13 protein-coding genes and 4 tRNA genes are annotated in these 14676 nt (G+C 61.6%); 15 read left to right on the top strand and 2 right to left on the bottom strand.

Going from position 1 to position 14676, the window contains the following annotated elements:
- Positions 1-227: 227 nt before the first annotated feature.
- The 6 genes from MHY08_RS09690 to MHY08_RS09665 all read left to right on the top strand — a co-directional run bounded on the left by MHY08_RS09690 (position 228) and on the right by MHY08_RS09665 (position 7567).
- A complete protein-coding gene (locus MHY08_RS09690) occupies positions 228-2630 on the top strand; it encodes an excinuclease ABC subunit UvrA (RefSeq protein ID WP_239236459.1) in 2403 nt (800 codons plus the stop codon).
- 78 nt (positions 2631-2708) lie between these two features.
- Positions 2709-3455: a hypothetical protein gene (locus tag MHY08_RS09685; protein ID WP_239236458.1), complete on the top strand. Its 747-nt coding sequence runs from the start codon at positions 2709-2711 to the stop codon at positions 3453-3455.
- A 57-nt stretch (positions 3456-3512) separates the two neighbouring features.
- Entirely contained in the window at positions 3513-5135 is a 1623-nt protein-coding gene (gene menD / locus MHY08_RS09680; RefSeq protein WP_204610292.1) for a 2-succinyl-5-enolpyruvyl-6-hydroxy-3-cyclohexene-1-carboxylic-acid synthase, read from the top strand.
- Positions 5136-5606, top strand: coding sequence for a DUF3592 domain-containing protein (locus MHY08_RS09675; RefSeq protein ID WP_005322928.1), 471 nt, complete (start codon positions 5136-5138; stop codon positions 5604-5606). It begins immediately after the preceding gene.
- 60 nt (positions 5607-5666) lie between these two features.
- The gene (locus MHY08_RS09670; RefSeq protein WP_034668267.1) at positions 5667-6866 is read left to right on the top strand and encodes a glycosyltransferase family 1 protein; all 1200 of its coding nucleotides are present in this window, start codon (positions 5667-5669) and stop codon (positions 6864-6866) included.
- Positions 6867-6877: 11 nt separating this feature from the next.
- Positions 6878-7567: a demethylmenaquinone methyltransferase gene (locus tag MHY08_RS09665; protein ID WP_239236457.1), complete on the top strand. Its 690-nt coding sequence runs from the start codon at positions 6878-6880 to the stop codon at positions 7565-7567.
- A 33-nt stretch (positions 7568-7600) separates the two neighbouring features.
- Here MHY08_RS09665 and MHY08_RS09660 read toward each other — a convergent pair whose 3' ends face one another.
- Entirely contained in the window at positions 7601-8866 is a 1266-nt protein-coding gene (locus tag MHY08_RS09660; protein WP_239236456.1) for a geranylgeranyl reductase family protein, read from the bottom strand.
- A 98-nt stretch (positions 8867-8964) separates the two neighbouring features.
- Here MHY08_RS09660 and MHY08_RS09655 point away from each other — a divergent pair, with 98 nt between their 5' ends.
- A complete protein-coding gene (locus tag MHY08_RS09655) occupies positions 8965-9969 on the top strand; it encodes a polyprenyl synthetase family protein (RefSeq protein WP_005322918.1) in 1005 nt (334 codons plus the stop codon).
- 109 nt (positions 9970-10078) lie between these two features.
- Positions 10079-10160: transfer RNA gene (locus MHY08_RS09650), tRNA-Tyr, on the top strand.
- A gap of 65 nt (positions 10161-10225) precedes the next feature.
- Here the strand turns inward: MHY08_RS09650 and MHY08_RS09645 are convergent.
- The gene (locus tag MHY08_RS09645; RefSeq protein ID WP_239236455.1) at positions 10226-10504 is read right to left on the bottom strand and encodes a hypothetical protein; all 279 of its coding nucleotides are present in this window, start codon (positions 10502-10504) and stop codon (positions 10226-10228) included.
- 726 nt (positions 10505-11230) lie between these two features.
- Here MHY08_RS09645 and MHY08_RS09640 point away from each other — a divergent pair.
- The 7 genes from MHY08_RS09640 to rplA all read left to right on the top strand — a co-directional run bounded on the left by MHY08_RS09640 (position 11231) and on the right by rplA (position 14616).
- Positions 11231-11306 (top strand) — tRNA-Thr (locus MHY08_RS09640).
- 38 nt (positions 11307-11344) lie between these two features.
- Positions 11345-11416: transfer RNA gene (locus tag MHY08_RS09635), tRNA-Met, on the top strand.
- Between the two features lie 140 nt (positions 11417-11556).
- Positions 11557-11629 (top strand) — tRNA-Trp (locus tag MHY08_RS09630).
- 207 nt (positions 11630-11836) lie between these two features.
- Positions 11837-12169, top strand: a complete 333-nt coding sequence (gene secE / locus MHY08_RS09625; protein ID WP_204610288.1) for a preprotein translocase subunit SecE — start codon at positions 11837-11839, stop codon at positions 12167-12169.
- A gap of 128 nt (positions 12170-12297) precedes the next feature.
- The gene (nusG, locus tag MHY08_RS09620) at positions 12298-13227 is read left to right on the top strand and encodes a transcription termination/antitermination protein NusG (protein WP_239236454.1); all 930 of its coding nucleotides are present in this window, start codon (positions 12298-12300) and stop codon (positions 13225-13227) included.
- A gap of 172 nt (positions 13228-13399) precedes the next feature.
- Entirely contained in the window at positions 13400-13843 is a 444-nt protein-coding gene (gene rplK, locus MHY08_RS09615; protein WP_005327961.1) for a 50S ribosomal protein L11, read from the top strand.
- 68 nt (positions 13844-13911) lie between these two features.
- On the top strand, positions 13912-14616 hold the full coding sequence (rplA, locus tag MHY08_RS09610) for a 50S ribosomal protein L1 (protein ID WP_049383568.1): 705 nt from the start codon (positions 13912-13914) through the stop codon (positions 14614-14616).
- The last annotated feature ends 60 nt before the right edge of the window (positions 14617-14676 follow it).

Here is a 14676-nt window from a genome sequence, read left to right as displayed (position 1 = left end):
CGTCCACATGTCTCATTGGACTGGAAATCTTCCAGGAAGGTTCCACTTTCCTCGTTTCAACGATTTCGTCCATCTAAAACACCTAAATCGTCGACGATTTTCGCCATATGTATGGACGAAATCGTTGAAAACCGGTGAACCAGGAAAGAAAACCGGTGAATCGCTAAAGGAGACTGCTGTCAGACTTCAGACTGCCCAACCCACCACCTGTGCGTACGCTAGAGGACATGTCTACTATCAAGGTCCGCGATGCCCACCTGCACAACCTGCGCAACGTCGACGTCGATATGCCCCGCGGCAAGCTCGTTGCGGTCACGGGTGTGTCTGGTTCGGGCAAGTCTTCGCTGGCATTCGGCACGATTCACGGTGAAGGCCAGCGTCGCTATCTCGAATCGGTGGCGCCCTTCGCCCGTCGCCTCATTAGCTCGGCCGTCGACCCGCAGGTCAGCCAGGTAGAGGGCCTGCCGCCGACGGTCGCGCTGCAGCAATCCACCTCCGGCGGCGGTGCGCGCTCCACGGTGGGCACCGTCTCCGCGCTCTCGAATAGCGTGCGCCTGCTCTATTCGCGCGCCGGGGATAACCCGGAGGGCTTGTACTCGGATTCTTTCTCTCCGAATACCCCGGAGGGTATGTGCCCGCAGTGCCACGGCACGGGCGTGGTCCACGAGCCGACCGAGGACTCCATGGTCCCGGATCCCACCCTCTCTATCGAGGAAGGCGCCATCCAAGCATGGCCCGGTGCCTGGGCCGGCAAGAACTTTCACGACATCCTGATGAATCTGGGCTATGACCTGGATTCGCCCTGGCATGACCTACCGCAAGAAGACCGCGACTGGATCCTCTTCACGGAAGAGCGCCCCGTCGTCACCGTGAAGCCTCTACGCGGCAAGGACCAGATTCAGCGCAATTATGAGGGCACGTGGCGCTCGGTGGCCAGCTACCTCAATAAGACGCTGGCGGAGACCCAATCGGATACGCTGCGCAAGCGCACCCTGTCCTATATGGAATCCCGCGAATGCGAGACCTGTGGCGGCCGCCGCCTCAACCCGGCCGCACTGAAGGTGACCTATGCGGGCATGCCTATCGATGAGCTGGGCGCGCTGCCGCTGGATAGGGTGCATGAGGTGCTCAGCAAGCAGAACCCAGAGGAGAACTCGGCCGAGGATTTGCTCCTGCGGCAGATTCTGCCGGCATTGACCTCGGCGCTGGAGCTCGGCTTGGCGCACCTCAGCCTGGATCGGCCGACGCAGAGCCTGTCCGGCGGCGAGATGCAGCGCATCCGTTTGGCGGCGCAGCTGCGCTCCGGTCTCTTTGGCGTGGCCTATGTGCTCGACGAGCCCTCGGCCGGCCTGCACCCCGATGAGCGCGACGCGGTCATGGATATGTGCCGTCGTTTCATCGCGGCCGGCAACTCCGTGCTCTTGGTGGAGCATGACATGGATTTGGTCGCGCAGGCGGACTGGCTCGTTGACGTCGGCCCGCTGGCCGGCGAGCGCGGCGGCAACGTGGTCTATTCGGGCCCGGTCGCAGACTATGACGCGGACACCCCTACCGCCAATGCGCTGGCTAATCGCACGCTCGCGCTTGCCGACGACCCCCGCACCCCCTCCTCCCACCTCACCCTCCGCGGCATCAACGCACGCAGCATCGACAACCTGGATGTGGACTTTGGCTTGGGCCAATTCACGGCGGTAGCCGGTGTCTCCGGTTCGGGCAAGTCCACCCTGGTCAGCACGGTGCTGGCTGGCCTGCTGCGACAGTCCGCCACGGCCATTTCCGATGAAGAGGAGACCGAGGACAAGGGCTGGTCCGTGGAGAGCACGGAGGGCTTTGATCGAGTAAAGCGCGTCGTGCAGATTACCCAGAAGCCCATCGGCCGCACCCCGCGTTCCACGCTGGCAACTTATACCGGGCTTTTCGATAACGTTCGCAAGCTCTTCGCCTCCACTGATGAGGCCAAGCAGCGCAAGTGGACGGTCTCGCGCTTTTCTTACAACGTAAAGCAAGGCCAGTGCCCCACCTGCGGCGGCGCGGGCAAGATCGAGGTGGAGCTGGTCTTCTTGCCGGGCTCGTACACCACCTGCCCGGAGTGCGGCGGCGCCCGCTTCAACGACGAGACCTTGGAGGTGACCTGGCAGGGCCGCACCATCGCGGACATCTTGGAGCTCACCGTAGATGAAGCGGCCGAGGTCTTTGCCGAAGAAGAAAAGATTTACCGCGCCATCGCCACGTTGCAGGCCGTCGGCCTGGGCTACCTCCGCTTGGGCCAGGGCGCGCCGGAGCTGTCTGGCGGCGAGGCCCAGCGCATCAAGCTGGCCACGGAGCTGCAGCGTTCCCGCAACTCGCGTCGCGGCCACACGGTCTACCTGCTGGACGAGCCCACCACGGGACTGCACCCAGCCGATATCGACCTGCTCAATACCGAGCTGCATAAGCTGGCGGATGCGGGCCATACGGTAATCGTCGTCGAGCATGATCTTTCGGTCATGGCGCATGCGGACCGCATCATCGAGATGGGCCCGGGCGCTGGCGAAGACGGCGGCCGCATCATCGCGGATGCCACCCCGGCGCAGGTCGCCGCCGAGGATACCGCCACCGGCCGTGCTTTGAGCGCACGCCAAGCGCACTAAGCGGCGAGCCTCCGCTGCCCGTTAGCTGTGGGAGTCCTCTCTAGGATCTCACAGCAAAATGGGGTAGAGGTAGAGGGTATGACTTCTAAAGGCCCTCATGGCGATAATAATGAAACCCGCAGCTGGTCCAGCCCGGCGGATGATGCCACGCGCCAGATAGGCCGCGTGCCCGATAATGCCGCCGGCCCCAGCCGCGACCAAGCGCGCCGCGAGCACCCCAAGCAGTACTTCCCAGGCGAGCAGCAGCCGCAGAATGAGACTCGTCAATTCGATGCGGCCGCCGGCTACCAGCAGGGCTCTGGCTATCAGCAGGGCTACGGCCAGAACTATCAGCAGCCGGCCGGGCAGGCATATGGCCAGCAATACGCGCAGCAGCCCGAGTACGAGCCGGTGCCGTCGAACTATGATCCGGACCAGCCGGAAAAGCGCAAGAAGAAGGGCAGCGGTGGCGGGGCTATGGCCGGCGTCTTCGCGGCCATCGCGGTACTTGCAGTACTGGCCGCGGCGGTGTTGTTTTTCCTGTGGCGCAATGCCGCGGACGAGGCGGATAAGCCGGACCCACAGCCGGTGACGGAAACGCTGACCACGGAAGTTCCCACCACCGTGACCCAGACCGAAGAGCCGGATTCGCAGGATGAGAACTCCAATAATCTGCCGAAGCTGCCGGACTTCCAAAATGACCTGCCGTCCGATATCCCGACCGAGCTGCCACCAGAGGTACAAGACCAGCTGGATAAGGGCAGCGATGTGGACATTGAGGGCCTCCTCAATGACCTCCTGGGCGGCGGCGAGCAGCCGGCCAACCAGCAGGGCGCTCAGAACTAAGCGCCTAGCACCTGCCCGGTAAGGGAAATGGCGCGCGGGCAGGTAAAATCGGGCGGCATGAATGAATCGATGCAGTTGGCTGAGAAGGTAGCCGCCCAACTGGCGCGCCACCTCACGGATGTCGTCTTGTGCCCTGGTTCGCGCAACGCGCCGCTGTCGCTGGCGCTATTGGCGCGTGACGATATCCGCGTACACACCCGCCTGGACGAGCGCGGGGGAGCGTTTACCGCCCTGGGCATGGCGCGGGTGCAGCGCCGCCACGTGGGCGTGGTGATGACCTCGGGAACTGCGGTGGCCAATACTCTGCCAGCCGTGGTGGAGGCACACTATTCTCATACGCCGCTAGCCATCATTAGCGCGGACCGGCCGGAGCGCCTGGTGGGCACGGGGGCGTCGCAGACCATCGAGCAGCAGGGCATCTTCGGCGTCTATGCGGACACCACCCAGGTCACCGGCGCGGACGATATCGCGGCGATGGCCCAACGCTTCCGCGAAGACCTACAGGTACACATCAATGTGGCCTTTGATGCCCCGCTTGTCGACGCCACCCTGCCAGACCACACCTCCGGCGACAGCGTGCGCGAGCCCGCACCAGCCTTCGTGGACCACGGTGAGGTGGCCGTGGATTTGAGCAAGAACACGCTGGTCATTGCGGGTGATGAGGCCTGGGAGGTAGAAGGCCTCCAAGACGTGCCGACCATTGCGGAGCCGAGCGCGCCGGGCCCGTATCATCCGGTGCATCCAGCGGCGGCGCATATCTTCCGCAAGGCGCAGGTCTCCGCGAATGATTATGTGGTCAACACCAAGGTAGAGCAGGTCATCGTCGTGGGGCATCCGACGCTGCACCGTGGCGTGCTAGCGCTGATGAATGATCCGGATATTGAGCTGGTGGTGCTCTCGCGCACCAAGGACTTCACCAACCAGCGTGGCGAAGAGGCCCGGCTTGGCACCACCGTCAAGGTCACCGGTGAGCCGAGCCGCGAGTGGATGAAGATCTGCGAAGGCGCAACCGATATGGCCGGGCAAGCGGTGCGCGAGACCCTCGAGGATGAGGAACTGGGATTCACCGGGCTGCACGTCGCGGCCGCGGTGGGCGATACGCTCTCCGTCAATGACACCCTGGTGCTCGGCGCTTCGAACCCGGTGCGTGACGCCTCCATGGTGGGCCTGCCGTTCGATGGGGTGGATACGTACTCACCGCGCGGGGCGGCCGGCATCGACGGCACCATCGCCCAAGCCATCGGCATTTCCCTGGCCACGCAATCGCTGGATCCCACCAACTGGCGCGCCCCGCGAGTAATGGCGCTCATGGGCGATGTCACCTTCTTGCATGATGCGAATAGCCTGCTCATCCCGGAAGACCAGGCGCGACCGGAAAACCTCACCATCGTGGTGGCCAATGACAACGGCGGCGGCATCTTCGAGACCCTGGAACAAGGCGCCGATGCGCTGCGCGAGTCTTTCGAGCCGGCGTTTGGAACGCCGCATGGGGTGGACGTCGGCAAGCTGGCAGAAGCCTATGAGGCAGACTACCGCGAGGTGACCACCCCGCAGGAGCTATTGGATACGCTGGCGGAGCTGAAGGAATACTCCACCGGGATTACCGTCGTGGAGGCCAAGACCACCCGTGCCACGCGCCGGGCGCTTAATGAGAAGCTCACCGCAAAGGTAGGCCAGTAAGTGGCCCCGCCGCAGCATAAGCCGCACGCGGCCGTGGTGCCGCGCTATACGCCCGCGGTCTATCGCCGCCGCCTGCACCAGCTGACACTGGCGCTGTATCTGGCTGCGCTGGTGGGCGTGGTGGGCATGGTCATCGGGCCGGCGCTGAATGACCACGCCATCGCCAGCCACCCCGCGCGCGCTTTGGCCACGGTCAAGGATGTGGGCATGCTGCGCACCACGGTGGATTTCCAAGACAGTGAAGGGATTTACCACACCCCACAGCACGGGCTGCTCTATCCCAGTGGGCTGGGCGAGGGCCAGCAGGTGTGGGTGCAATACGCCCAGGACGACCCAGACCTGGTCAAGGTCGAAGGCCGCGAATGGACGCTGGCTATCATCCCGGCGCTTTCGGTAGGGGTAGTTGCCACGCTCATCGCGGCCGTGCTGTGGAAGCTAATTAGCTTCTTTACCCGCCGCGCGGAGAAATAATTAACCAAGATTTTCCGCTGGCTTCACCATAAACTTAAGAAGATGGGCCATGATGGTGGCATGCGTGTTGCGATCGTGGCTGAATCCTTCCTCCCCAATGTCAATGGTGTGACCAACTCCGTGCTGCGCGTTTTAGAGCACCTGCACGAGACCGGCCAAGAGGCCATCGTCATCGCGCCGGGCGCCCGTGAGGGACAAGAAGAGATTCCGGACTACCTAGGATTCCCCATCTACCGCGTGCCCACCGTGCGCGTGCCGCTGGTGGATTCGCTGCCGGTGGGCGTTCCTACCACGGCGGTCGATGAGGCGCTGCGCGATTTCAAGCCGGATATCATCCACCTGGCCAGCCCCTTCGTACTCGGCGCGGCTGGCGCTTTCTCCGCCCGCCAGCAGCGCGTTCCCGCCGTGGCGTTGTACCAGACCGATGTTGCCGGTTTTGCCACCAAGTACCATGCCTCCGCGCTGGCCTATGGCGTGTGGGAGTGGCTGCGCACGATTCATAACTCTTGCCAGATGACCCTGGCGCCGTCCTCGCTGACCATCCGGGACTTGGAAAAGCACCACATTAAGAACGTGCGCCACTGGGGTCGTGGCGTGAACGCGGAACTTTTCCACCCGTCCAAGCGCTCTGAGGAGCTACGCCGCAGCTGGGATCCGAGCGGCACCAAGAATGTGGTCGGATTCGTTGGGCGCCTCGCCGCGGAAAAGGGCGTGCACCGGCTTTCGGCGCTCAACGGGCGCGAGGATATCCAACTGGTCATCGTGGGCGATGGCCCGGAGCGGCCGCTGTTGGAGGCGCAGCTTCCCGGCGCCGTCTTTACCGGTGCCCTTTCTGGCGAAGACCTCGCCGCCGCCTATGCCTCCTTGGACGTCTTCGTCCACGCCGGTGAGTTCGAGACCTTCTGCCAGTCCATCCAGGAGGCGCAGGCCTCCGGCGTGCCGACCATCGGGCCGCGGGCCGGTGGCCCGGTAGACCTCATCGACGAGGGCTATAACGGTCTGCTGCTGGAGGTAAAGACCTTTGTGGAAGACCTCCCCAATGCCGTGGACGCTCTGCTCAATCCGGAGATCCACCAAGAGATGCGGGACAATGCCCGCGAGTCCATTTCCTCCAAGACGTGGAAGGCGCTGTGCGAGCAGCTCGTGGGCTATTACGAAGAGGTGCTGGAGGATACTCGCCGGGTGCCGCTGACCATTCTGGGCCAGCGTCCCGAGCTGCCGCGATGGGCGGCTCGTGCCCTTGGCGCCCGCGTAGCCTAGACTGATCATTTGTGTCTAAGGCAGATCTGGATAAAAAGCCCTTCGATGTGGCGCGCATGTTTGACGCCGTGGGCGAGAAATACGACCTCACCAATACCGTGCTGTCCTTTGGGCAGGACGCGCACTGGCGCAAGCGCACCCGTGAGCGTTTGAACCTTAAGCCGGGCGAGAAGGTCCTCGACCTTGCAGCGGGTACCGCTGTGTCCACCGTGGAACTTTCCAAGTCCGGTGCGTGGTGTGTGGCGTGTGATTTCTCCCGTGGCATGCTGGCCGCTGGCCGTGAGCGCGACGTGCCCAAGGTGGCTGGCGATGGCATGAAGCTGCCGTTTGCGGATAACACCTTTGACGCCGTGACCATCTCTTATGGCCTGCGCAATATCCACGACTTTGAGCTCGGCCTGTGCGAAATGGCGCGCGTGACCAAGCCGGGCGGGCGCCTTGCGGTGGCGGAGTTTTCCACCCCGGTGGTACCGATTTTTGGCACCGTGTACAAGGAATACTTGATGCGTCTGCTCCCGCCGGTAGCGCGCCTGGTCTCTTCTAACCCGGAGGCATATATCTACCTCGCGGAATCCATTCGCGCGTGGCCCGGGCAGGAGGAGCTTGCCGCGGTTATCAATCGCAATGGCTGGGCCGAGGCCGGCTGGCAGAACCTTACCTTCGGCATCGTGGCGCTGCACTCGGCGGTAAAGCCAGCCTAGGCGCTGCTCCGCCCGTGCCTAGGGGAACAGGGGTTACGCCGCGGTCGAATCCCAGAGGGGCGTATCGCGGCGAAGGGACGAGACCGTGCGGCCGGCGGCGCGCCAGGTGCGTGCGATGAGGTCGCGGTCATCGTCAGTAATGAGGTTGCCCATCAGGCGCGCGGCGGCCGGCATGAGCATGCGGCCGACGGGCCCGCGCAGGGCCAGCGGGCCGGCCAGCGGTAGGAACTGAGGATAAGTAAGCAAGCGCGCGGCCGTGCGGGCCAAGAGGAAGGACTCGCCGTAGTGCTCGCGCAGGACGGCCGGCCAGGCCAGGGTGAAATCCTTCGGGCCGAGTAGGGCTACGGCCAGCGCAGCCGTCTCCAAGCCGTAATCGATGCCTTCGCCGTTGAGGGGATTGATGCAGGCAGCGGCATCACCAATGATCATCCAATTGGCGCCGGCCACGTTGGATACCGCACCGCCCATGGGCAGTAAGGCAGAGGTAACGTGCTCAATCTCGCCGAGTCCCCACTCGGGACGTTGTTGGGCAGCGTAGAACTCGAGCAGCTTCTTGGTGTTGATCTTGGCGGGGCGCTGCGCGGTTGACAGCGCGCCGAGGCCGATGTTGACCTGGCCTAGCTCGGGGCCGAGCGGGAAGATCCAACCGTAGCCGGGCTGCACATCGCCTTCCTCGTCCTTGAGCTCAACGTGAGAGTGCATCCAGGGCTCATCGGCATGCGTGGAGGAAGCATAGGAGCGCGCGGCGATGCCATAGACCTCCTCGCGGTGCCAGGTGCGGCCGAGCTTCTTGCCAAAGGTAGAGCGCACGCCATCGGCCACGATGACCCACTTGGCATGCACGGTGACCTCTCCCACGCAGAAGGAGGTTACGCGGTTGCCCTCGAGCACCGGATCGGTGGCGGGGGTGCCGGTGAGGAGGGTGGCGCCGGCTTCCCGGGCGGCGTCGGCAAGCAGGGCATCAAAGCGGAAGCGCGGCAGGGCCGTGCCCACCTGGGAGGGATAGGTCTCCGGCCAAGGCGCGGTAATATCGCCGCCGTAGCCGTGCAGCTTCAGGCCGCGATTGCGATAGGAGGCGTTGACCGCAATGCCGAGCTCATCGAGCTGGTGCATCGCGCGCGGGGTAAGCCCGTCGCCGCAGGTTTTATCGCGGGGAAATGTAGCGGAATCAATAAGGAGGGTGTCATAGCCGGCGCGTGCGGCATGGATCGCGGCGGCGGCTCCGGCAGGCCCAGCGCCAATGATGGCGACCTCGACATAGGTTTGGGAATCGATCTGCTCCGACATGAGGACTATCATTGCATGAGTTCGACCCCTCGAGTGTGTTTAGGGGCGCAGTTTGGACTACGGTAGGTAATCGATTATCTCTGGCTTTTAGTTGCAAGGAACACTATTTAATGACTCACGGTCAATCGCATGCCACGCACGTGGATCTTGGTGATCCGCAGCTCAACGAGCGCATTGGTGCGGGCATGGAAGCAGTAGAAGACAAGCTGCGCAGTGAAATCGACCGCGGCCAGGACTTCTTAAAGGACAAGGTTAGCCACCTGTCTAAGGCCGGTGGCAAGCGCTTTCGCCCCATGATGGCGCTGCTGGCCTCCGAGTATGGTCCGCGTCCGGGCTGCGAAGAGGTGGTTAAGGCCGCCACCGTCGTGGAGATGGTGCACGTCGCCACCCTTTATCATGACGATGTCATGGATGAGGCGGACCGCCGCCGCGGCGTGGAATCTGCCAATTCGCGGTGGAATAACTCCGTGGCCATCCTCGCCGGCGATGCGCTCTTGGCGCATGCCTCCCGCTTGATGAGTGAGCTGGATACCCACACCGTGGGCCACTTTGCCGATACCTTTGAAGAGCTGGTGACCGGTCAGATGCGCGAGACCATCGGCGCGGGTGAGGCCAATGCCGTGGAGCACTACACGGCCGTTATCCGTGAAAAGACCGCGGTGCTCATCGCCTCTGCTGGCTACCTGGGTGCCTACCACTCCGGCGCCTCGGCCGAGCATGCCGCAGCCCTGCACCGCATTGGTGGTGCCATCGGCATGATCTTCCAGATTGTGGACGATGTCATCGACATCTTCTCTGACCCAAAGGAGTCCGGCAAGACCCCGGGCACAGACCTGCGCGAGGGCGTATTTACCCTGCCGGTTCTTTACGCCTTGGAAGAAGAGGGCGAAGTGGGCGATAAGCTGCGTGAGCTGCTTACTGGCCCGCTGCATTCCGACGCCGAGGTGGAGCGCGCCATCGAGCTCCTGCACCAGTCTGGCGGCCGTCAGAAGGCGCTGGAGGACATCAATGCCTACCTGCGCACGGTGGAGGAGCAACTCGCCGTGCTACCGGAGAACTCCGCGAGTCAGGCCTTGCGGCAATTAGCGGATTACACGGTGCGCCGCGTGGGCTAGCTGCTTCGTTAAGTCCCTCTCTATAGCCCCATTCGCCCCTACTACGCTGGCGATTTGTGGGTGGGAGGGTGGTTCGTAGTAAAGTACTTACTCGCACCACACAGTGCATGCCAGGTTGCCCGAGCGGCCAAAGGGAGCGGACTGTAAATCCGCCGGCATTGCCTTCAGAAGTTCGAATCTTCTACCTGGCACAGAATGAACCTCGCAAGCAGATGCTTGCGGGGTTTCAAGCGTACCTGCAGCTGTGAGGCGGGATCTACTGGCTGGGCTCCTGGCTGCGGGAGCTTTTAGCCTTGTGCCACACCGCATAAGCACTGGCGAGGAAAACAACTAAGAAAACCCCAGCGATCTTGAAGTAGAAAAAGCCTTTTCCTAGCCTGCGAGAAATATCTGGCAATGAGGTGGAATCCGATTCAGCTAGGGCCTTGGCAACGTACATCGCATTCAAACCGCCGATGAAGTAGCCGAGGCAGAGCAATAATGAAATAACGGCCGTAATCAATACCAAAACTGCTAAGGGTGAATGGCGGGACATTGTTCTCATCTAACTCCTCTCATCGCGGCCTAAAGGACCAGCAAAGTACACCTTTCTAAGGCGCTTGGTACTAACAGGTTTGCTCTCCTGTCTTATCATCCCTCACGGGCTGCCATCAGAGGTCTTCACAAAGTCCGCCTGGGCGGCTGCGGCGGCTTGCCTGGCGATGACAATGAGGCGACGGAAAGAGCGGCGGGCTCGATGATGATCTTGACACCTTACCGGGGGTAGCATCGCGTGGGCTGGGAAATGGACGCGGAGTGGAGGTCTTTGGTGGAACGCTCTGTATGCGAGTGGCCGCCCTTTGTCCTGCACGATCTCTGCGCCTTTGGGGGCCGCCGCCGCAGGTGGGAGGAGCCGGCGCTGCCAAGATCCGCCAGGGGGGAACCTAGGGGGCGGGGTGGCGGTCACGCGACCGTCGGCAAGCGCAAAGCACTTAAACAGCTGACCTATCCCTTTATCGGAGTGCTCGCGCGGATCAGTAATGCTGATGCTGGCGAAGCCGAAGTTGTAATACAGCTTTGTAGCATCGCTGGATTGGCGATCCTCGTCATCCAACACGCCCTTCATTCAAGCACGTTTACATCGCGTAAAAAGAAGCCACTTGAACTGTATATTTATGGGGTCTGACGTGGCGATTTGTGTAAAACGTTGAAAGCAGGTTAGATTATTGGAGTCCGCAACGGAGAGCACAACGAAATAGCGATGTGTTCAACGCTAGGATGTGCCCCCTTAGCTCAGTCGGCAGAGCGTTTCCATGGTAAGGAAAAGGTCGACAGTTCGATTCTGTCAGGGGGCTCCATTCATGTTTGGAGGAAGGGACTCCTCCAAGGTGAATATGGCGGTGTAGCTCAGTGGTAGAGCAAGCGACTCATAATCGCTGTGTCGCGAGTTCAATTCTCGCCATCGCTACCGGGAAAGAAAGGCGCCCGCAGGGCGCTTTTTTATTACCGCGCTGAAGGCAGTCCAGGCTGTGCCTAGTTTCGGATTGGAACTATGGCTCTGGTAAGGTCTTCAACGCTTGATGCTGAGGCATTGAGGAATAAAAGAATAGGGGCGTGGCGCAATTGGTAGCGCAACGGTCTCCAAAACCGTAGGTTGCAGGTTCGAGTCCTGTCGCCCCTGCATAGTAAACCCCGTCACCTCAGGTGGCGGGGTTTCTTCATACCCTATTTTCTTCGTGACGCTTAGCCCGCCCACATGTTGTCAAGGCCACGTCCGGCAAATGCCGTGGTCAGCTTTTCATGCTGTGCAAGCTTTGCTAGGGTTGACAAAGTTATGGAGGTGCGCGTTAAGCGCCCTATTAGATTTAGTTCCCAAGGAGGGTTAGCTGTGAGCGATGAGCAGCAGCCGAAGAATTCGGGTGCATCGCGCCCGACCGGTAAGCGTCAGCTCTCTGGTGCGGCTACCACGTCCTCCGCGGACTACGCCGATAAGCACGTCGTCCGCGTCGAGGATAAGAACCACGATGACACCCCAGGTGGTGGCGTAGCCGCCTTCCCGGGCGAGGTAGCATCCGAGATGAAGAAGGTGGTGTGGCCTACCGCTAAGGAGATGCTGCAGTACACCCTCATTACCTTTGCGTTCCTTATCGTGCTGACCGTTTTGGTCTGGGGCGTTGACACCCTGGCTGGTCTCGGAGTTGAGCAGGTTCTCTCAGATTAGTAAGATAAGCGCATAATCTTTTATCCCGCTGTTTCCGCTTAAAGGAACGGCGGGATACTTTTTGCCCATACGCGGGCGGGTAGGCTGGTCCTACGCAACGCGCCGAGGAATTTTTTGGAGTAAGAATTATGAGCGACGAGAACAACGTCGAAACCGTAGGCACCTCCCTGGAAGAGGCAATGCAGTCCAACGTGCAGGAGCAGGCGGCAGAGCACGCTAGCTCCGTAGAAGAAGCACAGCAGGAGGACGCTACCCCAGCCGCTCCGGCAGCGGAAGAAGCTGAAGGAACGGCTGAGTCCACCGAGGCTGCAGGCGAGTCCGCCGAGTCCACCAACGCGGCGGAACCGGCAGCGACCGAAGCAGAGGCAGAGGGCACAGCCCCTGAGGCCAGCGAAGACGAGTCCGAGGATGCCGCCTACCGCAAGCGCCTGCGCACCTTTACCCGCGAGCTGAAGAAGCAGCCGGGCCAGTGGTACATCATCCAGTGCTACTCCGGCTACGAAAACAAGGTAAAGACCAACCTGGACATGCGCGCCCAGACCCTCGAGGTAGAAGACTCCATCTTCGAGGTCGTAGTTCCTATTGAGCAGGTCCTAGAGACCAAGGACGGCAAGAAGAAGATCGTGAAGCGCAAGCTGCTACCGGGCTACGTCCTGGTTCGCGCTGAGCTTAACGACGCCGCATGGTCCGTCATTCGCGAAACCCCAGGCGTGACCTCCTTCGTGGGCAACGAAGGCAACGCCACCCCGGTCAAGACCCGCGACGTGGCAAAGTTCCTCATGCCCAACGAGGCGCCGTCCACCAAGGGCGATGCTGCCCCGAACGAGGCAGAGGGCGAGCAGGTTGTGGCTATGCCGGAGAAGGAAGTGGCCAAGAAGTACGCGCACGATTTCGAGGTGGGCGAGGCCGTGACCATCCTGTCCGGCCCGCTGGCCGCCGTATCTGCGACCATTTCCGAGATCGACCCGGAGACCGGCAAGATGCAGGGCTTGGTATCCATCTTCGGCCGAGAGACCCCAGTGGAGCTGTCGCCGACCGAGATCGAGCGCATCTCCTAAAAAGTGATTTTGTGCAGGGCGCACGGTGTTCTAAACTGGAACGCCGTGCGCCTTTGGCGTGCGTATAAGAAAACGTTTCATCCTCCGGTGGCCCACTAAAGGTGAGCATCCGGACGGGATCCCGTTATTCATCGTGGCGGACATCCCGGTAACACAGGAAAGAGGTAATTCGATGGCTCCTAAGAAGAAGGTATCCGGCTTCATCAAGCTGCAGATCGAGGCAGGCGCCGCTAACCCGGCACCGCCAGTTGGCCCGGCACTGGGTGCCCACGGCGTCAACATCATGGAGTTCTGCAAGGCTTATAACGCCGCTACCGAGAACCAGCGTGGCAACGTGGTTCCGGTTGAGATCACCGTCTACGAGGACCGTTCCTTCGACTTCAAGCTGAAGACCCCGCCGGCAGCTAAGCTGCTGCTGAAGGCCGCTGGCATCAAGAAGGGCTCCGGCGTCCCACACACCGACAAGGTCGGCTCTGTGTCTTGGGATCAGTGCAAGGAAATCGCAGAGACCAAGTTTGCGGACCTGAACGCACGTGACATCGAGAACGGCGCTCGCATCATCGCCGGTACCGCCCGCTCCATGGGCATCACCGTTGATGGCGCACCGGAGAAGTAAAAACTTTATGTGGTAGGGCCAGCTACGGCCCGCCGAACACCACACCAATCCAGAAAAGGAATTGTTAAATGAGCACCAAGTCTAAGGCTTATAAGGCCGCTGCGGAACTGGTAGATAAGTCCCGCCTGTACCGTCCGATCGAGGCCACCAAGCTGGCCAAGGAGACCTCCTCCAAGAACTTCGACGCCACCGTTGACGTAGTCTTCCGCCTGGGCGTTGACCCGCGCAAGGCTGATCAGCTGGTTCGCGGCACCGTTTCCCTGCCTAACGGCACCGGTAAGGACGTTCGCGTTGCTGTCTTCGCTGAGGGCGAGAAGGCTACCGCCGCTCAGGAAGCTGGCGCTGACATCGTTGGCACCGCTGAACTGATCGAGCAGATCAACGAGGGCAACATCGATTTCGACGTTGCTATCGCTACCCCGGATCAGATGGCCAAGGTTGGCCGCGTTGCTCGCGTCCTGGGGCCGCGTGGTCTGATGCCGAACCCGAAGACCGGCACCGTTACCGCAGATGTTGCTAAGGCAATCTCTGAGGTTAAGGGCGGCAAGATCTCTTTCCGCGTTGATAAGGCTGCTAACCTGCACGCCATCATCGGCAAGGCATCCTTCGATGCTGAGAAGCTGGCTGAGAACTACGGCGCCCTCATGGACGAGATCCAGCGCCTGAAGCCTTCTTCCGCTAAGGGCATCTACATCAAGCGCGCTACCATCTCCACCACCTCCGGCCCGGGCATCCCGGTTGACGGTTCCGTGGTTAAGGGCTACACCGAGTAAATCGGTTTAGCGCACTGCGCTTAAAGCTAAAGGGCTTCCAGGAAATCCTCGAAGCCCTTT

Origin of the sequence: Corynebacterium sp. ACRPJ (assembly GCF_022347345.1) — a bacterium.
Lineage (GTDB): Bacteria > Actinomycetota > Actinomycetes > Mycobacteriales > Mycobacteriaceae > Corynebacterium > Corynebacterium tuberculostearicum_D.
This window is presented reverse-complemented; position numbering and strand designations above follow the sequence as displayed.